Here is a 22,875-nt window from a genome sequence, read left to right as displayed (position 1 = left end):
CAATCAGGTGAGAAGCGGGTGCTTCTGCTTGTGATATCTATTCAATTCGTTAATTATTTTACACAATTTTCATTCGTCCGTCAAGTAACCGAACTCTTGAAACAACTTTTTCAGTTTAACATGATGAGACGAATTGGGCAAGACTTTTTCACACAATGACGCCATCAAAGAATCAACTGCATAAAGATTGGGATGACGATAACGGTCACAACTCCTACGACCACAACGGCGATACTTGCCATAGCTGCTTCTACTTCTCCCATCTCAATTCCAACTGAAACCCCAAGCGCATGTCCTGATGTACCAAGTGCAAGACCTTTTGCCACTGGGTTTTTAATGCGAAACAATTTTAAGAAGAAGGCACCTAGTGCATAGACAATGACTGCGTTAAATATGACCGCAAAGGCTGTGATATCTGCGATTCCGCCAATATCTTTTGCAATCGGAAGAGCAATCGCTGTTGTCGCTGCTTGTGGAAGCATACTTTTCATCACAGCCGCATCTAAATGAATCCCTTTTGCTACGAGATATACGATCGTAATGGAACAAAGTGAACCTACAAAAATAGCAGATAAAATTTGCCACCAATATTTTTTAAGCAAGGCTCGCTGCTTATAAAGCGGGATAGCGAAAGCAATCGTGGCAGGCTCTAAGAAAAATTTGATAATCTTGCCGCCCTCATTATAATCTGCGTATGAAAAACCGCCAACTTTCAAAAATAAAATGCCCAGTACCATCGCCACAAACAGCGGGGTGAACAAGAAGAAACCTTTTGATTTTTTAAATAAGAATGTCCCTATCCCAAAGGCGACTAATGAGACGACAATGCCAAAATAAGGACTCATTGTACTTGTACCCATTTTGCATCTCTCCTTTAATGCGTACTTGAAGCTGGTTTATTTGAATGAGAAGGAGCAGATTTACTCTCCTTTGTCTCTTTACGTTTCTGCGGTCTTTCTGATAATTGCATGAGAAGCTGCGAAAACAGCCCTGTCGCTGCAAGTAACATAATGGTTGCAATGATAATGACGCCGACTACTTGCACACCTACTTCTTGCATGACACCTAGTGATTGAATAACTGATATCCCAGAGGGAACAAATAGAAAGCTAATGAGTCCTGTCAATGATGTACCTAATTGCTCCACCTGCTCCAGTTTAACGATTTTCGTTGTCAGCAAAACAAATAATAGAACCAAACCAATGACGGATGCGGGCATCGGAATCGGTAAATACATTGAAATGAGATTAGAAACGAACATTACGGTTGCAAAAATAAATGCTTGAGATAGAAATCCATATACTTTCGTGGCACTCATGCCCCTTCACCTCTTTCTTCGACTGCCCTCAGTATAAGTCATGAAATAAATGAATGAAGCGTTTACAATAAAACTCGCTGGATTCATTGACTGAAATGCAAAAAACGAGTATTGAAATACAAACAAAAAAAGCCCTCCTACTCTAGCAGGAGTGACTTCTTTAATTCTTTGGCATATGTGCGGCTGACAGGAATGATCGACCCGTCTGTCATATGCAGATTATACGTCGAATTAAACCACGGCTGTACTTCTTTCATATGAGAGGTATTCACGATATAGCTGCGATGGACCCTCATAAAGTAAGCCTCAGGAAGTTTCTTTTCAATGACCACAAGCGGTTCTGTGACCTCATACATGTGATCCTTTGTTTTAACGACCTTTTTCCCCTCACTGAGTCCTACATACATGATCTCTTCAACTTGCAGGATCACAATTGAGTCATCGACTGAGATGGCTAATTTTTGCTGGTGGGGTGCTTTCTCATCTGACAGCTGGTGCTCTTGCGTTTCAACAGATTTCCATTTTTTAAACTTTTGAATGGTCTGGAGCAACCGCTCTTCATCAAATGGTTTTGTTAAGTAATCAAGGGCACTTACCTCAAACGCCTTCAGCGCATATTGATCAAAGGCTGTCGCAAATACAACCGCTGGCGGATCAGACATCCGGTTGAGCCTTTTCGCAATATCAAATCCGTTCTCACCAGATAAATCAATGTCTAAAAAGAGCAGATCCGGCTTATGGTCGACCATTCGGTCAAACGCAGATTCTATATTTTCTGCTTCCTCTATTTGAACATCCTCTTTCGTTCTTCGTAATAAGTATTTTAATTCATCTCTTGCTAACACTTCATCATCTACGATTAATACCTTCATCAACGAGAATCATCCTTTTTTACATAGTCCATCGGAATGCGAAATGAGATGTCAGTGCCTTGGTCACTATGAATGGATAAAGCGGCTTGTCTGCCAAAAATCCCTCTTAACCGCTGATCTAAATTAAAAAGGGCTGTCCCTGTTCCTTCTAGTGATTCGACAGGCGCTTTTAATAGCTTAGCCATCTTATCATCTTCAATCCCCTGTCCATTATCTGTCACTTTCATATAAACATGCCCATCTTTCATCAAAGCGGATACGATGACTTCACAATTCGTTTGATGTTTAGGAAAAGCATGTCTCACTGCGTTTTCAACAAGCACCTGAAGCACAAAGGGCGGAATCAGCACCTGCTCCAGCTCCTTTTCAATTTGAAAGGTCACATGGTACTTATTTGGAAACCTTGCTTGTTCAAGTGACATATATGCCTCCACATGCTGAATCTCCTTCTGCATTGGAATCAGCAGCTGGCGGGCGCCTTGCATATTTGAACGGAAATAAATACTTAGCTGAAGCAGCAGCTTCCTTGCCATCTCCACATTGGTTCTGCATAAAACAGAGATGGTATTAATGGCGTTAAATAAAAAGTGCGGGTTTACTTGTGCTTGAAGTGCTTTGATCTCTGCATCTTTTAGCAGGCGGCTTTGGGTTTCGGCCTCCCCAAGCTCAAGCTGTGTAGAAAACAGCATCGCCAAACCTTCTGCAAGCTCCTCTTCCACCCTGCTTAATCCGACCGGAGAATTGAAATACATTTTTAACGTTCCGATCGTTTGACCGTTAGAAGTGAGCGGCAGCACGATTGCCGCTTCAAGAGGGCAATGGGCGACTGAACAATTGATTTCTCCCTTCGAATGTGCCTTCATAATCTTGCCGCTCATCAAGACTTGTTTCGACAGCCCTGTAATCAGGCTTTTAGATGGAATATGATGATCTGTTCCATCTCCGACATGCGCTAAAATCTTTTCTGTGTCTGTTAAGGAGACCGCATCTGTTTCGGTTAACCGATGAATGATCTCCGCCACACTTTTACATGACTGTTCATTTAACCCTTGGCGGAAAAAAGGCAGTGTTTGATCGGCGATCGAAAATACACGATGTGTCTGCATCGCCTTTGCCTGCTCTTCTTGCCGAATGACTGACTGTAAAATAGATAAAAAGATAAAGCTGCCGATGCCATTCACAAAGATCATCGGCAGGGCGATGATACTGACAAGCCCCCATGCATCCGCAAATGGCTTTGCAAACAGAAGGATAATGATCATCTGCAATGATTCCATCGCCACACCAAAAAGGGCTGCTTGGCGAGGTGTCACCATTCGATTCCGCCGCTTAAACCTGCTGCCGACATAGCCTGCAATGACACCCGCTAAAATGGAAGAAATCGCACAGCTGAGCGCGGTGCTTCCTCCTAAGGAATAGCGATGAATTCCAGCTAAAAGCCCTGCGCCAATCCCTACAAACGGCCCCCCGATCAAACCACCCATTTCGATCCCCATAATTCTCGTATTGGCGATAGAGCTTGACGAGCCAAGATGATAAGAAAATTCATGATTCATGACAATTTGCTGCTGAATTTCAATTCCTGTGTAATTGCTGATAATACTAAAAGAAGCAAAAATGAAGACAAGAATTGCCTTTTTCCGAAACCCTTGATTATGAAGCAATAGATTGCGAAAGCCCTTCACATGGGCAAGCACAAATCCTAAAATAACGATGATCCCCACACGCTCGATCATCATGATAATTAAATGAAGCAAACCGGCCCACCTCAAATGATGTATGTCATATCTACTGTCTTTCTATTCTATCATGTGCGGTCAATGATCAAATATCTCTCAAATCTTTTCTTTATTGCCCTCTTCTTCTATTGTAAAATGAACATGAGCCTGTCACTTGCAATTGAAGGTAACACATACATAACAAGGGAGAAGATCATGAAAGCCGTATTTTTCGATTTAGATGATACTTTGCTTTGGGATGAAAAAAGCATTCACACAACTTTTCAGGAAACTTGCCGGGAAGCGGAAAAGAAATATGGACTTGATCCAGAATCGTTTGAACAGATTGTACGTGAAGAAGCAAGAAAACTGTACTCTTCCTATGAAACATATGATTATACTGTCATGATCGGCATTAATCCTTTCGAAGGACTGTGGTCAAATTTTAGTGAACCGATTAGCGAAGGCTTTCAAAAGCTGAACGCCCTTGCCCCAGAGTATCGCAAAAACGCTTGGACCAATGGCTTAAAGACAGCGGGAATTGACGATGAGGCATTTGGACAATATTTGGCTGATTTCTTTGCAGCAGAGCGCAGAAAACGCCCATATGTCTATGAAGAAACATACCCTGTTTTAAACCGCCTGAAAGGCAGCTACGAATTGCTCCTTTTAACAAACGGAGATCCTAGCCTTCAAAAGGAGAAACTGGCAGGTGTTCCTGAGCTTGCCCCTTATTTTAACGAAATTGTGATTTCAGGAGATTACGGGAAAGGCAAACCTGATCCAGGTATCTTTGAGCACTGCCTTCAGCTGTTAAACTTAACAAAAGACGAAGTGATCATGGTTGGAGATAATCCGAAAACAGATATTCTCGGCGCATCTCGCGTTGGCATCCAAACCGTTTGGATCAATCGCCATGACAAGAAAAATGAAACAGATGTGACGCCTGATTATGAAATCAAAGACTTACATGAATTGTTTGATATATTAAAATAGAACAAAAAACACCCTTCTCCTGACGAGATTGGGTGTTTTTGTATTCTTAGAGCTAAATGATTGCTGCTAGACTTTGCGCTTGCCGGTCTAAGCCGCGTGCTGCTTCTCCGACAATGATGAATTCCTCGCTTGCCTGCTTCACAAGATCCCGGTTAGTAAACACGGTTGTCTTTGCCCGGCTTGTTCCGCTTCTGACCCTCTCTACTTCTGCATGGATCGCCTTCACATATTGATCTACCTTGACGATTGCTTCTTTTGAATTTGTCGCAAGCTTTCGAATTTCTGCTGCCACTACACTAAAGCCATTTCCATAGGAACCTGCATGTGCCGCTTCTATTGCCGCATTTAAGGCAAGCAGCTGGGTTTGTGAAGAAATGCTGTTAATGGTTGCCGCAATGGAGCTGATGGACTCTACCTGCTCCGTTAACCCTTTTAGCAAGCTCATATTTTGATCAGTTTCGTTTGCTATATGATCAAAGGAGGCATTGACACTTTGACTATGCTGAATGCCAACTTCTGCTCGTTCCATTAATTTCGCAGACATCTCCTTTAAGTCTTCTACGACTTGCTTCATTGTGTGTTCTCTCTCCGTAATATCTGTCGCCACTTTCACAACACCCACTACAGTTCCTTCTTCATTTCGAACAGGTGAATATGTCGCTTCAAGCCATAAGCTGCTGCCGTTTTTTGTGATCCGCTGCACCTTTTCCTGAAAAACTTGACCCTCTCTCAAACGCTTCCAAAACATGTGATAGCTTGTGTGTTCTGTAATATGCGGAGGACAGAACTGTCTATGTTTAAGACCAATCATCTCTTCTTTAGAATATCCCATGGCTTTTGCAAAAATATCGTTCACCCATAGAACTTCACCTGTCACATTAAATTCAATCATTGCCAGCGAGTGCTCTAATGCACGAAGAACAGCTGATTGCTCCAATACATGTGAAGATAAATTGTTTGTTGTTTGCATCATCGCTTTCATTCCCCCAATTTGTCTCGAACCAATAGTACATACTTACCCTTACTTTTGTACTATCTAAACGTCTCTTTTTAGGAATTGGATCACTAGTGGAGGATGTTTTCCAAAAAGAAAAAAGCCAGTGATCAAAAGAGAATCACTGGCTGCTTATTATTTTTTTGCTTCTGCTACTGCATGTTTCACAAAGGCTTCAAGATCCATTGTTTCTGAATCTTGTTCCCCGTATTTTCTTACATTGACAGCGCCATTTTCTGCTTCTTGATCTCCGACGACAAGCATGTACGGAATCTTTTGCATTTGCGCTTCTCTAATTTTGTACCCAATTTTTTCATCGCGGCTGTCAAGCTCTACACGAAGACCTTCAAGCTGCAAACGTTCTTGCACTTTTTTCGCATAGTCTAAATGAACAGACGGTGAAACTGGAATGACTTGGAATTGTACAGGTGCCAGCCATGTTGGAAGGGCTCCTTTGTACTCTTCAATTAAGAAGGCAACAAAGCGTTCCATTGTAGAAACAACGCCTCTATGAATGACGACTGGACGATGGTGCTTTCCATCTTCTCCGATGTATGTGAGATCGAAGCGTTCTGGAAGTAAGAAATCAAGCTGTACAGTGGATAATGTCTCTTCTTTTCCAAGAGCTGTCTTCACTTGTACATCAAGCTTCGGACCATAAAATGCCGCTTCGCCTTCTGCTTCATAGTAGTCGTGACCAAGCTCGTCCATTGCATCCTTCAGCATCGATTGTGCTTTATTCCACATCGCATCGTCATCGAAATACTTCTCAGTATCTTCTGGATCACGGTAAGATAAGCGGAATGTGTAGTCATTCAAGCCAAAGTCTTGATACACTTCTTCAATTAAGCGAACTGTACGGATGAACTCGTCTTTGATCTGATCTGGACGAACAAAGATGTGTGCATCGTTTAATGTCATACCGCGAACACGCTGAAGGCCGGATAAGGCACCTGACATTTCATAGCGGTGCATTGTACCAAGCTCTGCAATACGAATTGGCAATTCTCGATAGCTGTGCGGCTCGTTTTTGTAAATCATCATATGGTGCGGACAGTTCATCGGACGAAGAACAAGATCTTCGTTGTCCATTTCCATCACTGGGAACATGTCTTCTTGATAATGCGCCCAGTGTCCTGATGTTTTATACAATTCAACATTCGCAAGAACTGGTGTGTACACATGCTCATAGCCAAGACGCACTTCTTTATCGACAATGTAACGCTCAATGACGCGGCGGATCGTTGCGCCTTTTGGCAGCCAAAGCGGAAGACCTTGACCAACCTTTTGGGAATTCGCAAACAGTTTCAGCTCTTTTCCAAGCTTACGGTGATCGCGTTCTTTCGCTTCTTCAAGCAGACGTAAGTGCTCATTTAAATCTTCTTTGCTGAAGAAAGCTGTTCCGTAAATACGCTGAAGCATTTGGTTGTTACTGTCACCTCTCCAGTATGCACCTGCAAGGCTTAACAGTTTAAACTCTTTGATTTTCCCTGTAGACGGCAAGTGAATTCCGCGGCAGAGGTCAAAAAATTCACCCTGCTCATAAATCGTCACAGCTTCACCTTCTGGAATCGCCTCTAACAGTTCAAGCTTCAATTCATCACCAATCGCTTCAAAGCGCTTTTTCGCTTCTTCTCTTGATACTTCAATTCGCTCAATTGACAGATTGCTGTTAATGATTTTCTTCATTTCTTTTTCAATCTTTGGTAAGTCTTCAGGTGTGATGGCAACATCGATGTCCACATCGTAATAGAAGCCATTTTCGATGACAGGACCTACGCCAAACTGAACGTGATGCTCTTTTCCATAAAGGCGTTTGATCGCCTGCGCTAGCAAATGTGCTGTGCTGTGGCGCATAATGTCGAGTGCTTCTTCACTTTTATCTGTGATGATCTCGATTGTTCCACTTTCTAATAGCGGCGTACGCAGATCTATTTCTTTACCGTTCAATTTACCGGCAAGTGCTTTTTTCTTTAGGCCCGGGCTAATTGATGCCGCGATGTCTTCTGTTGTAGCTGTTTTGTCAAACTCCTTGACTGCTCCATCTGGAAATGTAAGTTGAATTTGTTCTGACATCTCTGGTCACTCCTTTTTTTGGCAATATAAAAACCCCGCCCCCTGGAAAGGGACGAGGTTGAATAAACGGAATCGTGGTTCCACCCTTTTTCCCGTATTTGCAGCTTACTTTTCATAAGCAAATACGGCTTGTGTTTCGATAACGGGAATTCCCGTCAGCCATTACTAAAAAGTTCACAGCTGATGTTCAAAGGTGGTAAAGCAAATGGTCCTCTGCTAGGAAGCTTTCAGCCGCGGCTTCCCTCTCTTTAAGCGGGCGTTCATTCGTTCATGTCCTTATCAATACGGTCTCTGTATGAAGTTACACCGTATTATAAAACGTTTTTTCGTGAAAATCAAGAAAGCTTTTCACTTTTCTTGTTGAAATGAGCATGTACAAATTGAACATTCTGCTCTTGGAATGAATGAGACGGGAACACTTCGACCCTTTCTTGAAAAATATTTTGAATGGTTTGCACCATCGAGTGACCTGTATCATTTGTAAACAGGTCAATTTTTTGCGGTGCAATGGAGACGAGCGGTGCAATCAGCTGCGAATCAATATACATTGGATGCTCTCTTACAAACTGTCTGTCTATGTATTGTTTTTGATCACGCTCAGAAGCGTAGCGAAATTCCCAAATCACCAGGCGGTCCTGATGCACAACATGTACTTTTTCGAGCCTAGGCTCTCTTGCCATCACATAGTCTCGAAGCGATTGAATGAAATTTTGATACTCTTGCTCCATTTTGTATTCTTCAATGGACACTTCAACATAGTTCTTCAGCCTTCGGTCATATTCTGACAGCCTAAATGTCATAAATGAACCAATTGAAAAAACACCTTGCTGTAAAGAAATCGCCTCAAGCTCCTTTTTTAAAAGGGCTTCTCTTGACGGGTCTTGATGAATGCCGGGAATATCATCTAAGTCCCCGTTCATGATACTGTGAGCGATGGAAAGAATTTGGTGCTGCTCTTCAGGATCTTTAAATAAATAGGTGTTTTCAAGGATGCTGCGCATGCGCTCATTTTCTTTGCATTCCAAAAAAAAGTGAACCAATAATTGCCGCACAATGTGCTCAAGTGCTTCTTCTGATTCCTTCGCCTCTATGAGAAGCCGGTCTTTCCCTTGTTGAATTGACATGTGATGCCGACTGTCCAAGTGTTCAGCAAGATGTAAAAAAGCGGCGGTATCATATTCATCTTCAAAGATTATTTCAAGCATGTTTGTCCCCCCTAACGACATCTGTTACATATATATGGGGAGAACATAAAAAATAGACGCCTAAAATAAATCAGGCATCTTTCTTTTTAAAATGAGTGGAACAGAGATAAAGATCAAATAAATCAAACAAACAACCGCTAAGGCGGCATAATTACCGCTGACAAAGCTTGAGCCGAGAACATTTAACGCAATTGTACCCGGTATTAAGCCTAAAAAGGTGGCTGCCACAAATGCACGATAATTTGCACGTGAAGCGGCTGCCGCATAGCTGACAAAATCAAAATGAATCGGTGCAATACGCAATAACAAAATATAAAGAAATCCATGCTCCTGAATACGGGACGTCACCGCTTTCAGATTCCGGCTGTTTGTTTCCGTTTCCTTCTTTTTTGCTCGAAAGGTTGAAGCAATGAGGAAAGAACCTGTTGCCCCAGCTGTAGCCCCAATGAGAGCATAAATCGTCCCAAGGACACTCCCGAATGCCAAACCTGCTGCCAGCGAAAAGACCGTAATCGGGACGAGAACAAACGGGCGAAAAAGAGATAAGAAAAGAAAAACAAAGGGAGCCAGCATCCCAAATTGAAGCACCCAATTCTTCACATCTTTCGGCGCCAGCTGAAGATGCTGTTTATTCAGCCACCACAGCGCAGCAGCAAGAATGCCAATCACAAGAAAAAGCAGCCATTTTCTTTTGTTCATTTCATTTGCTCCTCCTTCAGGTGACATACGCTTTTATAAATGACGGCGGTTTTCTCCTTCGAGCAAGACAGGCTCTGCTAAATAGAGAATCCGTTCCATTAAACGAGCGGCTTTGACCTCTTCTTTTTCCCCCCGCTGCGAGTACGTAAAGTGATGCTTCAGCTCACTTGGTGAGAAATTAGAAGAGAAAAACGTCGGCAGCTGCTCTGCCATACGGTATTGTAAAATCGTTCCGAGCAGTTCATCCCGCACCCAGCTTGTCATCGATTCTGCCCCAATATCATCAAGCATTAAAATAGGGGTGGACTTGACCATATTCAGCTTTTCTTCTAGCGTATGATCGGCTAATGAATTTTTTAACTCTCTCACAAATTCAGGCACGTAAACAAGGAGAGAAGGGTATTCTTTCTCCGCTAACTGCTGCGCAATAGCTGCCAGTATATACGTTTTTCCGACTCCAAACTTTCCGTGTAAATACAAGCCTTTTCCTTTTCCAGTCTCATCATAGCTTTGGAGGAATTGACCTACTTTTTGGATGACCTCTTGTCTTCCCACAACGTTCAGATCAGCGAACGTCGCTTGAAGGACATTTTGCGGAATATACATGCTTTTCATCAGCTCTTGCTGTTTTTTCTGTCTATCGAGCCGCAGCTTGACCAGGCAAGGGGAATATTCAATATCAATACTCTGACCTTTGATCACAAGCTTCGGGTGATACCCATCTAAAATGGCATTGACGTTTTCGTCATCTAAGCAATAAGAGCAGCCCTTCGACTGCTGCACATATTCAAAGAGCCGGTTCAAGCTGCGATTGATCATGTCTTCATGTATCTCTTCTTGATGCTCCTGTAAAAAGGCCTTCACATCTTTATCAGATAACACACTTTCTTTAATCTGATTGTATCTCACGCGAAAATCTACTCGTCCTTTTAGCTGTTCAAATGAACGACCGATCGGTTTCATCCCATCTCACCTCACCTTAATGTGCATTGTACTTTTTCATATTTTTAAACTGATCTAACAGTTTTTCTTTTTCTCGTTCGAGGTCTTCTGTAGACAGACTGTCCGTTTGCTCTTTTGCCGGCTGTTCTTTTGTTTCGGTTTCTTTCATCCAGTCAGGCAGTTTCTCTTCCCTGACGACTTTTCCTGAACCATATGTGCTGCGCTGCTTTTTCTGCTGCGCCCACTCTGTCATTTGTCTGTTCTCTTCTTTGGCAATTTTCATGGCCGCTGCTACGGTTTTGATTTTCTTTCTCACCCAATGAGCGGCGATTTTTTGCATGTATGTTTTCGACAGCTTCATATCTGTTTTGAGTAATGTATAGTAGATGAGAACATTCATGACACCTGGCTCTAGCTGCTGCTCGAGCATGATATCTTCGACAATCCTTAAGTCGGCATACGTTGGCTCAATGCCATCTGCCATGTCTTTTAGCAGCTCCCTAGGCGAAATATGATCCAGCTTTTCAATCAATTTTGCATCTGGAGTATCTGTTGCCGGCGTCTTTGAAGCATCTTGGCGCAAGTGTCTTGGCTGTTTTTGATCAATCAGTTTTGGCTGTTCGCCTCTGTATTCAATTTGGTACCAGTCTCTGGCTGCTTTTCTTAGTTCTTCTGTTGAGATCATTTGATCTGAACCGCATGCACCTGCTACAATATTTTGCATTTGAAGCGGGGTGATGCCGTATACAGCAGCTAACTTCTTAATTGTTTCTTTTACCTGCTTTGTCAAAGCCTTTCTTGGAATCATCATGTCAGACATACCCGCTAATAATAGATCGAAATCAAAGGATTCGTCTGAGAGCGGTGCCGGCTGACTCGATCCAACGGTCACATATTCATAGCCTTGATCAAGTGATGACGCCTGATGAATTTCTTCTGTCATCTTGCGTTCGCCTGGCTGCAATACGTGAAAGACTTCTTCAAATGACCGTGAAATGTTCTTTGCTTCTGCAGGAACACCCGGATAAGAGAAATAATCACGAAGCTGCATATATTTTGCTTTCTCTACACGATGGTACAGCAGGACATTCAGCATACCATCTTGGAAAAACTCATCCGGTCTTAGCGGCGGTACAAGCTCATATGTAAACAGTCTGCCTTCTTCCGTTTCCTGTTCATATGTGCGGAGTAAGCCGATCGCTTCAAGCTTTAAACGTTCCTCAAAAATATCATTTAAATTCGTCTGCAGCATGACCATGAGCTGCCGATGAGGTGCAGGTTTCCCCCACATACGATTTTGTTCCAGCTCACCCCACAGCGTCATGTATAAGCTGAAAGCGGACATGCCAATAAGCGGCTGATATAAAAGAGTGATGAGCTGTCTATCGATGTCACCGAGCAATGAAGCGCTTTTGACGACATACGGATCGACGGCTAGCACTTCCTTCCAATGCTCTGTCATATGCTGATCCTCCCCATGAATTGCGATTGTTTCCATTGTACACTCTTTTTACGTTTTACGCTTTACGCAGGAAAAAGAGCATGAAGAATCTCCAGCTCTTTTTAGCGTTCTTTCTTTAATAGATCTTTTAATTCATCAATAAAGACATTGATGTCTTTAAACTGCCGGTAAACCGAGGCAAACCTGACGTAAGACACTTCATCAATTTTTGCCAGCTCGTCCATCACCATTTCACCTACAAGCTCGCTTTTCACTTCTGACATGCCTTGATTGCGCAGTTCTTTTTCGATATTAAAGCAGACATCCTCCAGCTGCTTTAAAGCGACAGGACGCTTTTCACACGCTTTGATGAGGCCTCTCAGCATTTTTTCCCGGCTGAATTCTTCTCGAATCCCTTCTTTTTTCACAACAATCAGCGGTAATTCTTCTAATTTCTCAAACGTCGTAAAGCGATATTGACAGCTTTCGCACTCTCTTCTACGACGGATGGATTTCCCTTCATCTACTGGTCTTGAATCAAGCACCCTTGTGCCAAGGTGCTGACATGTGGGACATTTCATTTCATCAGCTCCGATCTATTCTTGGAAGTTGTTTGTCTAGTTCATCATAAAGGGACAGAACGGTCTTCTGGCTATAGCCGAAATCTGTTGGCAGGGCCGTTTCTGTTGTCACATTAAAATCGACAGCTGTTTCAAAAGGACGAATTGAAATGACAGTCGCCACGAGAAAGGCTTTTTTCGGCAATCGTATGTTTGCGCTGATTTCACCTCGTTCTGCTGAAACAGATGTCACTTGATAGGAATCGCTTCGGGAAAGCATAGCTTCCAACGCTTGAAAAACTTGTGCATTCGTCGATTTGTAGTAATGGCTTTTCAGTTCTGACACTGGATGTTCGTCAGCTGTTTCTGTATGGTTTGACATGAACCGTTTAAACTTTTGTCCTAAAGTCATACACGTATCCCCTTTGCCATAATGCCTCTTTCTTTATTTTATAAAAAAAACCTTTGTTTTCCTAGAACAAAAGTATAGACAAGCTGGGGAATGTTGGATTTTTTATCAAATAAATATAAAAAGGAGCATAACACAAAGGCATTCAATGCTTTTGGCCAGCTCCCATTGCAATCTTTTTTATGTTTACAGTGCTTTGGCTTGTGCCTGTTTCACTTGTACAGGTCCCATGCCTCGAGGAATTTCGATGTTTTCTCTTGTTTCAGCACCTAATTCATCTCCGATATGATCTGCTGCAATATTCGGATCTAGGTCGCCGCAAGTATAAACATCTATGCTCGCATAACCATGTTCAGGAAAGCTGTGAATTGTCAGATGAGATTCAGAAATTATGACAACTCCACTTACTCCTTGAGGTGCAAATTTGTGAAAAGCAACCTCTCTTACCTCAGCTCCTGATTTCAAAGCTGCATTTACAAACGTTTTTTCAATAAAATCCATGTCGTTCAGTTTATCACAGTCGCATCCCCATAGTTCGGAGATAACGTGACGTCCGATTGTTTCCATCATGGACCCCCCTTAAACAAGAATGAAAGAGTGAAGTTCTAAGCAGCCGGACCGGACATATACCACGGGGGAAAGTTAGTCCTAAGAGGTCCTAACCCTTTAAGTATACCCGAATGAGTCTGCGAACAAGAAGTTCACGAAAAATAGTATACTTTGTTTAGACCCATTTTGCAAGCTGTGTTTTTAGTGGGATTTTCTCTCATTTCTTGAAAAGGGACGTTCGTCTTCTTCATTTCAAACAGCAGACAGCTCTTTCATCTGTGCACCGACATACTTCACAAGGTCAACCACTCGGCATGAATAACCCCATTCATTGTCATACCATGCAAGAACTTTCACTTTTCTCCCTTCCATTACCATCGTTGTCAGTCCATCAACGACTGCTGAATAAGGGTTCGTGTTAAAGTCCGTAGAAACAAGCGGCTCATCTGTGTAATCTAAAATACCGGCAAGAGATGTTTTGGATGCATTTGAGAAGGCTGCATTGACTTCTTCTGCTGTGACATCTTTTTTCAAGTCAACGACAAGATCAACCATCGACACATTGGAGACAGGCACGCGAAGTGCAAGTCCATGCAATTTCCCTTTCATGTGCGGAAGCACTAAAGAAAGCGCTTTAGCGGCACCCGTCGTAGTTGGAATGATGGACTGAGCACATGCTCTTGCCCGGCGCAAATCCTTATGCGGGTTATCGATATTTTTTTGATCATTTGTATAAGCATGAACCGTAGTCATTAAACCGTTATCGATGCCAAATTCATCATCTAACAGTTTCACAACTGGTGCTAAACAGTTTGTTGTACAAGATGCGTTTGAAATAATGACGTGCTTTTCAGGATCAAGATCATCCTCATTGACACCCATTACAATCGTAATGTCTTCATTTTTACCTGGAGCTGTTAGAACGACTTTTTTCGCTCCGGCATCTATATGGCCCATCGCTTGATCTTTTGAATTAAATTTACCTGTTGCTTCAATGACGATATCAATCCCAAGCTCTCCCCATGGAAGCTGCTTTGGGTCTCTATTATTAAGCAAAAGCACTCTTTTGCCATTCACAATCAAGGCGTCATCTTCTGCTGTCACATCACATTCGTATCGTCCATGATTTGTATCATATTTAATTAAATGTGCTAGCGTTTCAGCAGGATAGCTTGCGTTCACCGCTACAATTTGAATTTGATCATCAAGCATTGCTTTTCTGAAGACCATGCGTCCAATTCTGCCAAACCCATTGATCGCTGCTTTTACCTTCATGAACAGGTCACTCCTCTATTATGTGTTATACTCAATAAATTTATTTATGAAATTAGTATATCACATTAGAATGTAATTGCCAGTATATAAACGTATATTTTCTAAAAAGGGCTGTTCTTTTCAAAGGAAATAAGAATAAAGCATAAAAAAAGAAGAGTACGTGTATGTACTCTTACTTATCTGTATGTTCCCATTCATTTAATATGTTCTGCAATTGCTTTCTGATAAAAGCAAGATCTTGTGTGTTCTCTATCACGCGGTCTGCTTTTTTACATTTCTCCTCAAGAGGCCGCTGAGAGTGAATACGATTCAGCGCTTCTTCCTCGCTGAGGTCATTTCGATTCATGAGCCGCGATAGCTGCAATTCAGGCGTTGTATACACCACAATGATGCGGTCGACGAGACTTTCCAGCTGACTTTCAAATAAAAGCGGGATATCGAGGACGACGAAGGTTTCTTGCTGAGCAACCCCTTCATCTCGCTGTTTGAGCATTTCCTTTCTCACTTCTGGATGAACAATCGCATTCAGCTGCTTTCTTTTCTCTTCATCAGAAAAAATGATAGCTCCAAGCTGCTGGCGGTTCAGCTCCCCATTTGGCAGGAGAACATCCTCGCCAAAGGTTTGAACGATTTGATGAAGGGCTGGTGTTCCTTTGGCAACCGCTTCTTTTGCAATGACATCTGCGTCCACGACCCGGATGCCCTGCTCTTTTATCATTTGAGAGACGGTGCTTTTTCCACTAGCAATCCCGCCTGTTAATCCAATGACAAGCGTCAATTGATTTCCTCCTTTACAGCTTCCACACCCCAATTAAAATGAGCAGAAGCCCTGGTAAGCATGCAAGTTTATCGATCCAGCGCCAATTTGCCAAATAATGACCGGAATGGAGCCCGATACACACAAAGAGTGAGCTCATCACGGCCACAGTGATACTCATGACAATTGGAGAAAAGCCTAGAATCGCAGCGCCAATCCCTGCGCCAAATGCATCAATGGATAAAGCAATTCCAAGAAGCACCGCTTCTATTCCATTGATCGTCCCAGAACGGTCAATATCTGCACTTGTCGGCTTTCGCAAAATTTGAATAACAAGACCAAGCGATTGCACTTCCACATTGAGCAATGTCTTTTCATGAAGAAGCAAATCACGCTCTTTCGCTGGTTTGTAAAATTGATAAAGGACCCAAAGGCCAATGGCGATTAAAATGCCTCCACCAAGTTTATCTGTCACTGAGACAGGGAGGAATGTCGTCAGCAGGCTGCCAATCAGCATGGAAATGAGCAGCACAATCCCTGAACAGCATGCAATAATGACAATCGCTTTAAATGGAATCTTCATTTTACGAAGTCCATACGTAAAGCCTACAGAAAAGCTGTCAATGCTGACTGCAATAGCTAAAAACAGGAGCGAAATCGAAATCATACCTGAACTCTTCCTTTCTGTTCATGCAACGATGATCAAGAGTCTCTAGGCGTCCTTAGACTCTTCTTCACTATATGAAGAGCAGGTGGGCTGTGTGTCAGTCTACACCTTGCTGAAAAATGAATGTTTTTTATCGTATGCACAGCAAAAAGGAAGCATGCTGATGGCTGATATTTATTGAGGACGTTTTTGGCAGGTCACACAAAAATGAGTGCCGCGCCCTCCGACTACTGTTTTCTCAATGATGCTTCCGCATGTTTGACAAGGCTCTCCCCGCCGGTCATACACAAGAAGCTGCAGCTGAAATGTTCCAATATCACCTTGTGAATTGATATATGAGCGAATCGTGCTTCCTCCTGCATCTACCGCCACTTGAAGAGTATCGATAATATGCCTGTGAAGCACTTTACAGGATTCAAGGCTGAGCTGATTCGCTTTTGTTTCTGGATGAATGCCTGCTTTAAACAAAACCTCATCTACATAAATATTACCTAATCCCACGACAATCTTTTGATCAAGCAGCGCTGTTTTGACCACACGGGATGTTTTTTTCAATTGCTCCCATAAATATTCTGGAGTGAATTGATCATCAAAAGGCTCATATCCCAGCTGTGAGAGCGGGAGTTCCTTTTCTTCTTCACCCGGCTGAAACAAATGCATCGTGCCAAATTTACGCACATCATGATACCGAAGTTCAGTACCGTCTGTAAACGTAAAGACGACGTGTACATGTTTATCGTATGGCTCATGCGCTTCATGTACACGGTATTTCCCTTCCATCCTTAAATGGGAGACCATCACGTAGTGGTCTAAATGAAAGAGCAGGAACTTTCCTCTTCTTTCAATGGTTTGTATCGTTTCTCCTACCATCCTTCTTGCGAACTCTTCCGGCTCCCCAGGACGTTTGATGATATTTGGCCATTTGATATCGACCGTTTCAATCGTTTTTCCTTCGACTAACCGCTTGAGTGTGCGCCGGACGGTTTCAACTTCTGGTAATTCCGGCATGCTCCTCGCTCCTTTTTCTCTCTCTATTATTTTGCGTCGTACCAAGATGGCCCTGAAGCAAAATCAACTTTTAGCGGCACATCTAGCTGAAGTGCATTTTCCATGACTTCAGGGACAATTTTTTCAAGTATGGAAATTTCTTCTTTCGGCGCTTCGAAGATCAATTCATCGTGCACCTGTAATAAAAGATTTGCCTGCAAGTTTTCTTCTTTTAGCTTTCGCGCCATATCAATCATAGCTTTTTTAATAATATCAGCTGCACTTCCTTGGATCGGTGTGTTCATGGCTGTTCGTTCGGCAAAGCTTTTGATATTAAAATTACGGCTTGTGATATCCGGGATATACCGTCTGCGTTTGAGCAGCGTCGTGACATATCCTTTTTGTTTCGCTTCCTGCACGATCTCTTCCATATAGGTTTTCACGCCTTTAAAGCTTGTTAAATAGCGTTCGATAAAGGCAGCTGCTTCTTTTCTTGTGATCCCAAGGTTTTGAGATAATCCATAGTCACTGATCCCATATACAATTCCGAAGTTGACAGCCTTGGCTTGTCTTCTCATAGAGGAAGTCACTTCTTCTTCTGACACATGGAACACGTCCATCGCTGTCTTCGTATGGATATCCATATCTTGCGTAAACGCTTCGATCAAATTCTCATCCTGAGAAATATGAGCGAGTACACGCAGCTCAATTTGTGAATAGTCAGCAGCAAACATGAGCCAGCCTTCTTTTGATGGGACGAATGCTTGACGAATCTTTCGTCCTTCCTCTAAACGAATTGGGATGTTTTGCAGGTTGGGATCTGTTGAGCTTAGTCTTCCTGTTTGCGTGAGCGCTTGATTAAATCTTGTATGCACTTTATGTGTATCCTTGCGCGTTACTTTCATTAAGCCTTCCACATAGGTCGATTGCAGCTTTCCAATTTGGCGGTAATGCAGAATGGACCGAATGATTTCATGCTTATCTTCAAGCTTTTCAAGAACATCCGCAGATGTCGAGTAGCCTGTTTTTGTCTTCTTCATAATCGGCAGACCTAATTTTTCAAAAAGAATCACGCCAAGCTGTTTAGGAGAATTGATGTTAAACGTTTCTCCTGCTAAGCGGTGAATGGTTTCTTCATATTCTTTCAGCTTTTTCGTTAATTCTTCCCCCATCTTTTCTAGGCGCTCAAAATCCACCTTTACGCCAAGGGATTCCATTTCACCTAAGATGAGTGCAAGCGGCAGCTCTAAGTCTTCATACAGTTCATGCTGATCATTTTTTTCTAACGCTTCAAGTGTTAAATCATGCAGAGCAGAGATCGCCGCTGCTTTTCGTCCAAGATGTTCCTTCAGTTCATCTTCAGGTGGAATCGCCTGCTTTGCTCCTTTTCCGTACACTTTTTCATCAGAAAGAGCGATGTTGAGACCGTATTCCTTCGCCACACTTGCGACGTCCTCATACGATTTCTGAGGGTTGACGACATAGGAAGCGAGCAGGACATCGTTATCGACACCTTTAAGATCGACATCATGCCATCTGAGGGCGACAACGGCTCTTTTTGAATCAAAGACCCATTTCTTCTTCGTTTCATCCTGTACCCATTGTTTAAATGCATCTGATTGAAGCGCATCTTCTTTCGTGATAAAAAACGCACCATTTTCATTATGGATCGCAAAACCAATCAAATCTGCTTCATGATAATTATCTCCAAGCTGTTCTACCACAAGGGCGGCATGATCTGTCAGCATCTCATCCGTTACTTCGGTCATTTTTTTCACTTCTAATGCTTCTACTTCGACCTGCTCACCTGTTTCTGGTGCTTCTCCTAGACGTTCTAGCAGCGTTTGAAAGCCTAGTTCTTTATAAAGAGAGATCACTTGATCCATATGAGGACCTTCATATGCGAGATCCTTGCTTGATACATCAATTGGCGCTTCTACAAGAATCGTTGCGAGTTTTTTACTCATCACTGCCTGCTCTTTATATTCTTCAAGCTTTTCTTTGAGTTTTTTCCCGCTGACTTCGTCAATATGTTCAAGCAGGTTTTCAACCGTTTCAAACTGCTTTAACAATTTAATCGCTGTTTTTTCACCTACACCTGGCACCCCTGGGATATTATCTGAGGAATCTCCCATCAAACCTTTCATATCGATGATTTGATCTGGGCGCAAGCCATATTTCTCTTCAATATGAGCCGGTGTGTAATATTCTACTTCTGTAATGCCTTTTTTCGTAATTGCTACCGTCGTATGGTCTGTTGAAAGCTGCGTTAAGTCCTTATCTCCTGAGAAAATTTTGACTTCAAAGCCGTCTTTTTCTGCCTCCACAGCCAATGTCCCGATAATATCGTCAGCCTCGTATTGAGGAAGCTCGTACCTTTTCACCTGATAGGCATCTAATAACTCACGGATGAACGGCATTTGTTCTGATAGCTCTGGCGGCGTTTTCTGTCTTCCGCCTTTATATTCTTTAAATGTCTCGTGGCGGAACGTTGTTTTTCCCGCATCAAATGCCACAAGCATATGGGTTGGCTTCTCGTCCTCGAGCATCTTCATTAAGATCATCGCAAAGCCATAAATGGCATTTGTATGGACGCCTTTATCATTTGATAATAGCGGCAAAGCAAAAAAGGCTCGATAAGCGAGACTGTTTCCATCCACTAGTACTAATTTCTTTTTGTCTGTCATGTTTTTAATCCTCCATCGGCTGAGCCATTTCAGCCGTCTCTTTCACACATTGTATCATCATTTTATCAAAGTTTATTTTGAAAAGAAAATAGTCGAACCTGCATAAAAAAAGGGACGAAAACAACAAGTGTTTTCGTCCTTACAAAATTGGCTCCTTGGATGAAGGGGTTCCTATTCATCCTACCAATGATTGTTTAACTAAACATGAATCCATTGTAAAGATCATGTAAATTTTAACGTGACTTTCCTTTTTTTTCTATTTTGATTTCAGGCTCACTGTAAAAGTCGTTCCTTTGCCTTGTTTGCTATGGACTGAAATTGTCCCTTCATGCGCTTCCACAAGGTGTTTGACAATCGCAAGACCAAGACCTGTACCGCCTGAATTTCTACTTCTATCTTTATCAATTCGATAAAATCTCTCAAATATTCTTGGAATCTCGCTTTTCTTCATGCCGATTCCTGTATCTGCTACATCAAATTCATAGGCGCCTTTCCGCGGTCTTGCTGAGATGGTGACACTCCCTCCCTCTGGTGTATAGGTTAGGGCATTGTTCACAAGATTGAGGAAGATCTGCTTTAATCTCAGCGGATCTGCCATCACATAGACAGGCTCTTTCGGGATACGCACTTGTAATTGAATACCTTTTTCTGCGGCCTTTTGTTTTAAAAGGACTTCAATCTCTTGAATGATTTCTGTCGCATTGGCGTCTTGAATATTCAATTTGAAATGCTGCTGCTCGATTTTGGAAAGATCGAGTAAATCTTGAATGAGAGTTTCAAGACGGACACTCTCTTTTAGAATGATGGAAAGGAATTGTGTCAGCGCTTCTTTGTCATCAATCGCTCCATCAAGAAGGGTTTCGGAGAATCCTTTAATCGACGTAATCGGTGTCTTTAATTCGTGAGACACATTAGCGACAAAATCTTTTCGCATCTGCTCCAGCTGCTTTGTTTCTGTCACGTCATGAAACACAAGGACAATTCCTTTCCATTCATCGTCTGTACTTAAAATGGGAACACCATCCACCTGGAAGTAGCGCCGTTCAATGTCAACGGCTAGGCGTAAAAACTTCCGTACCTTCGTTTCTGTCATGAAAATTTCATCAATCAGCTCAATAATTTCTTCATGTGTAAACGATTCATGATACAGCTTGTGCATGTAAATGTGCTTTTGCACCTTAAACTGTTTGCGGAAGGTTCGATTGACTAGGTTGATATACCCCATCTTATCAATCAAAATAATCCCTGCTCCGATGTTTTCAATGACTGTTTGCAGACGGTCTCGCTGCATCTCCCCAGTGCTTGTCATTTCTTGAAGGCTTTCTGCCAGGCGCTTCATTGATGTATTAAGCTCACTTGTTTCAATGATCAGCTCTTCATAATGATTGGTATCATAGTTCCCGCGTTCCAGCTGTTTGGCTACCTTTGTGGCATAATCTATCGGTTTTACATATTTCATCGACATGCGGTATCCAAAGAAAACGATGATAATAATCGCCGAGCCAAGACAAACGGCTAATGCGAGCCAAAGCTGGCCGTCAATTTCATTTAAAGGCTGGAATGACGCGTGGAGAAATAAATAGCCTGCCGGTTCGTTTTGTTTCAGGATAGGGACTGCGTAATGAAACAGCGCATCCTTCTCATCCTCAATGACGACGCCTTTTGTTTGAAGTCGTTCATTGTTCAGTGTGTTTTGAATGATGCCCCTTTGCTCCGCTTGACCCGTTGTATGTATGATATTCCCCTTCAGATCCACAATTGACGCATTCATATCGAGATGCTGCTTTGCCTGATTGAGGATCTCCTTGTTTTGCTTCGCCTGCAGATCATCACCATCCATGGAAGAAAGAAGAAAGCTCGATTCATTTTCCATTCGTTCCGTTAATTTTGTTTCATAAAAAACATGGAACATGTGATCCAAAAAAAGGCCAAGTGCAACAAACACAATAAAAAGGAGAAAAATAAGTCCCGAAAACAGGCGGGTTCGAATTTTACTCATTTGGCTTTGGCTCCTCCAATTTGTAGCCTAGGCCGCGAATGGTTTTAATGTATGTTGGTTTTTTCGTGTTCTTTTCAATTTTGTCCCGCAAGTGGCTGATATGCACATCCACAATACGAGTGTCGCCTGCAAAGTCATAATTCCAAACGGCACTAAGCAGCAGATCACGTGTGAGGACACGTCCTTTATGCTTGGCCAAATAAAGCAGCAGTTCAAATTCCTTCGGCGTAAGCTCTAGGCGTTCTTCTTGGAAGTAGACTTCGTAGTGTTCTGGTAAAATGCGCAGTTCACCAATTTTGATTTGGTCTGCAATGACCTCTTCCTTCTCCTCTTGCGCGGGGACAGGCTGAGATTGCTGCGCTCTTCTCAAGATGGCTTTTACCCGAGCACCCACTTCTCTAGGACTGAATGGCTTTGTCATGTAATCATCGGCTCCAAGTTCAAGACCGAGCACCTTATCAAATTCATCGTCCTTTGCTGTCAGCATTAAAATAGGGAACATCATTTTTTGAATTCTCAGTTGTTTGCACACTTCAATGCCGTCCATTTTCGGAAGCATTAAATCTAATACAATGAGATCAGGCTGTTCACTTGCTGCTTTTTCAAGCGCTTCTTCCCCATCTCTTGCTGTGACGACATCATAGCCCGCCCTTTCAAGGTTATAGCTTAGAAGTGTTACAATCGATTCTTCATCATCCACAACTAATATTTTTTTATTCATGTT

21 protein-coding genes and 2 other annotated features (1 of these 23 running past the window's edge) are annotated in these 22,875 nt (G+C 42.5%); of the genes, 1 reads left to right on the top strand and 20 read right to left on the bottom strand.

Translation table 11 applies throughout. The features are described from left to right. Window positions 1–36 (bottom strand) — a sequence feature (ribosomal protein L20 leader region) (it extends 96 nt beyond the left edge of the window). Window positions 37–164: 128 nt separating this feature from the next. The 4 genes from lrgB to NSS92_RS01100 form a co-directional block, all read right to left on the bottom strand. Beyond that, window positions 165–860 carry an antiholin-like protein LrgB gene (gene lrgB / locus NSS92_RS01115; protein ID WP_024425719.1) on the bottom strand — a complete coding sequence of 232 codons (696 nt, stop codon included), beginning with the start codon at window positions 858–860 and terminating at the stop codon, window positions 165–167. A gap of 14 nt (window positions 861–874) precedes the next feature. Continuing rightward, the gene (gene lrgA / locus NSS92_RS01110) at window positions 875–1,318 is read right to left on the bottom strand and encodes an antiholin-like murein hydrolase modulator LrgA (RefSeq protein WP_024425718.1); all 444 of its coding nucleotides are present in this window, start codon (window positions 1,316–1,318) and stop codon (window positions 875–877) included. A gap of 137 nt (window positions 1,319–1,455) precedes the next feature. Continuing rightward, window positions 1,456–2,193 carry a LytR/AlgR family response regulator transcription factor gene (locus NSS92_RS01105; RefSeq protein ID WP_267587154.1) on the bottom strand — a complete coding sequence of 246 codons (738 nt, stop codon included), beginning with the start codon at window positions 2,191–2,193 and terminating at the stop codon, window positions 1,456–1,458. Next, on the bottom strand, window positions 2,190–3,947 hold the full coding sequence (locus NSS92_RS01100; RefSeq protein WP_340866768.1) for a sensor histidine kinase: 1,758 nt from the start codon (window positions 3,945–3,947) through the stop codon (window positions 2,190–2,192). The genes NSS92_RS01105 and NSS92_RS01100 overlap by 4 nt, the downstream gene beginning before the upstream one ends. A gap of 177 nt (window positions 3,948–4,124) precedes the next feature. Here NSS92_RS01100 and NSS92_RS01095 point away from each other — a divergent pair, with 177 nt between their 5' ends. Beyond that, on the top strand, window positions 4,125–4,904 hold the full coding sequence (locus NSS92_RS01095; protein WP_267587152.1) for an HAD family hydrolase: 780 nt from the start codon (window positions 4,125–4,127) through the stop codon (window positions 4,902–4,904). A 52-nt stretch (window positions 4,905–4,956) separates the two neighbouring features. Here NSS92_RS01095 and NSS92_RS01090 read toward each other — a convergent pair whose 3' ends face one another. The 16 genes from NSS92_RS01090 to NSS92_RS01015 form a co-directional block, all read right to left on the bottom strand. Further along, complete coding sequence (locus tag NSS92_RS01090; protein WP_267587151.1) at window positions 4,957–5,877, bottom strand: methyl-accepting chemotaxis protein; 921 nt, start codon at window positions 5,875–5,877, stop codon at window positions 4,957–4,959. 156 nt (window positions 5,878–6,033) lie between these two features. After that, window positions 6,034–7,974, bottom strand: a complete 1,941-nt coding sequence (gene thrS, locus NSS92_RS01085) for a threonine--tRNA ligase (RefSeq protein WP_340866767.1) — start codon at window positions 7,972–7,974, stop codon at window positions 6,034–6,036. Between the two features lie 45 nt (window positions 7,975–8,019). Continuing rightward, window positions 8,020–8,266: a binding site (T-box leader), on the bottom strand. A gap of 43 nt (window positions 8,267–8,309) precedes the next feature. Further along, window positions 8,310–9,179: a putative sporulation protein YtxC gene (ytxC, locus tag NSS92_RS01080; protein WP_267587150.1), complete on the bottom strand. Its 870-nt coding sequence runs from the start codon at window positions 9,177–9,179 to the stop codon at window positions 8,310–8,312. A gap of 60 nt (window positions 9,180–9,239) precedes the next feature. Then, a complete protein-coding gene (locus NSS92_RS01075; protein ID WP_340866766.1) occupies window positions 9,240–9,878 on the bottom strand; it encodes a TVP38/TMEM64 family protein in 639 nt (212 codons plus the stop codon). A 33-nt stretch (window positions 9,879–9,911) separates the two neighbouring features. After that, window positions 9,912–10,841, bottom strand: coding sequence for a primosomal protein DnaI (dnaI, locus tag NSS92_RS01070; protein ID WP_340866765.1), 930 nt, complete (start codon window positions 10,839–10,841; stop codon window positions 9,912–9,914). A gap of 16 nt (window positions 10,842–10,857) precedes the next feature. Next, the gene (locus NSS92_RS01065; protein ID WP_340869873.1) at window positions 10,858–12,282 is read right to left on the bottom strand and encodes a replication initiation and membrane attachment family protein; all 1,425 of its coding nucleotides are present in this window, start codon (window positions 12,280–12,282) and stop codon (window positions 10,858–10,860) included. A 101-nt stretch (window positions 12,283–12,383) separates the two neighbouring features. Continuing rightward, on the bottom strand, window positions 12,384–12,842 hold the full coding sequence (nrdR, locus tag NSS92_RS01060) for a transcriptional regulator NrdR (protein ID WP_003216720.1): 459 nt from the start codon (window positions 12,840–12,842) through the stop codon (window positions 12,384–12,386). Between the two features lie 4 nt (window positions 12,843–12,846). Continuing rightward, entirely contained in the window at window positions 12,847–13,233 is a 387-nt protein-coding gene (locus NSS92_RS01055; protein WP_267587148.1) for a cytosolic protein, read from the bottom strand. 183 nt (window positions 13,234–13,416) lie between these two features. Further along, window positions 13,417–13,797 (bottom strand): adenosylmethionine decarboxylase, encoded by a 381-nt coding sequence (gene speD / locus NSS92_RS01050; protein WP_003216492.1) that lies wholly within the window; start codon window positions 13,795–13,797, stop codon window positions 13,417–13,419. Between the two features lie 234 nt (window positions 13,798–14,031). Further along, window positions 14,032–15,054 (bottom strand): glyceraldehyde-3-phosphate dehydrogenase, encoded by a 1,023-nt coding sequence (locus tag NSS92_RS01045; RefSeq protein WP_267587147.1) that lies wholly within the window; start codon window positions 15,052–15,054, stop codon window positions 14,032–14,034. 172 nt (window positions 15,055–15,226) lie between these two features. Next, the gene (gene coaE, locus NSS92_RS01040) at window positions 15,227–15,832 is read right to left on the bottom strand and encodes a dephospho-CoA kinase (RefSeq protein WP_340866764.1); all 606 of its coding nucleotides are present in this window, start codon (window positions 15,830–15,832) and stop codon (window positions 15,227–15,229) included. 13 nt (window positions 15,833–15,845) lie between these two features. Next, on the bottom strand, window positions 15,846–16,478 hold the full coding sequence (ytaF, locus tag NSS92_RS01035) for a sporulation membrane protein YtaF (protein WP_340866762.1): 633 nt from the start codon (window positions 16,476–16,478) through the stop codon (window positions 15,846–15,848). Between the two features lie 174 nt (window positions 16,479–16,652). Further along, a complete protein-coding gene (gene mutM / locus NSS92_RS01030) occupies window positions 16,653–17,486 on the bottom strand; it encodes a DNA-formamidopyrimidine glycosylase (RefSeq protein WP_024426140.1) in 834 nt (277 codons plus the stop codon). Between the two features lie 26 nt (window positions 17,487–17,512). Then, complete coding sequence (gene polA, locus NSS92_RS01025) at window positions 17,513–20,152, bottom strand: DNA polymerase I (RefSeq protein WP_340866761.1); 2,640 nt, start codon at window positions 20,150–20,152, stop codon at window positions 17,513–17,515. Window positions 20,153–20,408: 256 nt separating this feature from the next. Further along, on the bottom strand, window positions 20,409–22,151 hold the full coding sequence (gene pnpS, locus NSS92_RS01020) for a two-component system histidine kinase PnpS (RefSeq protein ID WP_125587155.1): 1,743 nt from the start codon (window positions 22,149–22,151) through the stop codon (window positions 20,409–20,411). Then, window positions 22,144–22,872 carry a response regulator transcription factor gene (locus tag NSS92_RS01015; RefSeq protein WP_024426141.1) on the bottom strand — a complete coding sequence of 243 codons (729 nt, stop codon included), beginning with the start codon at window positions 22,870–22,872 and terminating at the stop codon, window positions 22,144–22,146. The genes pnpS and NSS92_RS01015 overlap by 8 nt, the downstream gene beginning before the upstream one ends. Window positions 22,873–22,875 lie beyond the last annotated feature (3 nt).

The sequence above is a fragment of the Bacillus sp. FSL M8-0166 genome, assembly GCF_038008825.1.
GTDB classification, from domain to species: Bacteria; Bacillota; Bacilli; order Bacillales; family Bacillaceae; genus Bacillus; species Bacillus safensis.
Note: the sequence above shows the minus strand (reverse complement) of the source record. Positions and strands in the feature narration are given on the sequence as shown.

Coding starts and splice junctions, on each gene's coding strand:
- NSS92_RS01095 (WP_267587152.1), top strand. CDS start 4,125: ATGAAAGCCGTATTTTTCGATTTAGATGATACTTTGCTTTGGGATGAA.
- pnpS (WP_125587155.1), bottom strand. CDS start 22,151: ATGAGTAAAATTCGAACCCGCCTGTTTTCGGGACTTATTTTTCTCCTT.
- NSS92_RS01055 (WP_267587148.1), bottom strand. CDS start 13,233: ATGACTTTAGGACAAAAGTTTAAACGGTTCATGTCAAACCATACAGAA.
- NSS92_RS01065 (WP_340869873.1), bottom strand. CDS start 12,282: ATGACAGAGCATTGGAAGGAAGTGCTAGCCGTCGATCCGTATGTCGTC.
- lrgB (WP_024425719.1), bottom strand. CDS start 860: ATGGGTACAAGTACAATGAGTCCTTATTTTGGCATTGTCGTCTCATTA.
- nrdR (WP_003216720.1), bottom strand. CDS start 12,842: ATGAAATGTCCCACATGTCAGCACCTTGGCACAAGGGTGCTTGATTCA.
- ytaF (WP_340866762.1), bottom strand. CDS start 16,478: ATGATTTCGATTTCGCTCCTGTTTTTAGCTATTGCAGTCAGCATTGAC.
- dnaI (WP_340866765.1), bottom strand. CDS start 10,841: ATGAAACCGATCGGTCGTTCATTTGAACAGCTAAAAGGACGAGTAGAT.
- mutM (WP_024426140.1), bottom strand. CDS start 17,486: ATGCCGGAATTACCAGAAGTTGAAACCGTCCGGCGCACACTCAAGCGG.
- polA (WP_340866761.1), bottom strand. CDS start 20,152: ATGACAGACAAAAAGAAATTAGTACTAGTGGATGGAAACAGTCTCGCT.
- NSS92_RS01015 (WP_024426141.1), bottom strand. CDS start 22,872: ATGAATAAAAAAATATTAGTTGTGGATGATGAAGAATCGATTGTAACA.
- NSS92_RS01090 (WP_267587151.1), bottom strand. CDS start 5,877: ATGATGCAAACAACAAACAATTTATCTTCACATGTATTGGAGCAATCA.
- NSS92_RS01045 (WP_267587147.1), bottom strand. CDS start 15,054: ATGAAGGTAAAAGCAGCGATCAATGGGTTTGGCAGAATTGGACGCATG.
- lrgA (WP_024425718.1), bottom strand. CDS start 1,318: ATGAGTGCCACGAAAGTATATGGATTTCTATCTCAAGCATTTATTTTT.
- thrS (WP_340866767.1), bottom strand. CDS start 7,974: ATGTCAGAACAAATTCAACTTACATTTCCAGATGGAGCAGTCAAGGAG.
- NSS92_RS01075 (WP_340866766.1), bottom strand. CDS start 9,878: ATGAACAAAAGAAAATGGCTGCTTTTTCTTGTGATTGGCATTCTTGCT.
- ytxC (WP_267587150.1), bottom strand. CDS start 9,179: ATGCTTGAAATAATCTTTGAAGATGAATATGATACCGCCGCTTTTTTA.
- speD (WP_003216492.1), bottom strand. CDS start 13,797: ATGGAAACAATCGGACGTCACGTTATCTCCGAACTATGGGGATGCGAC.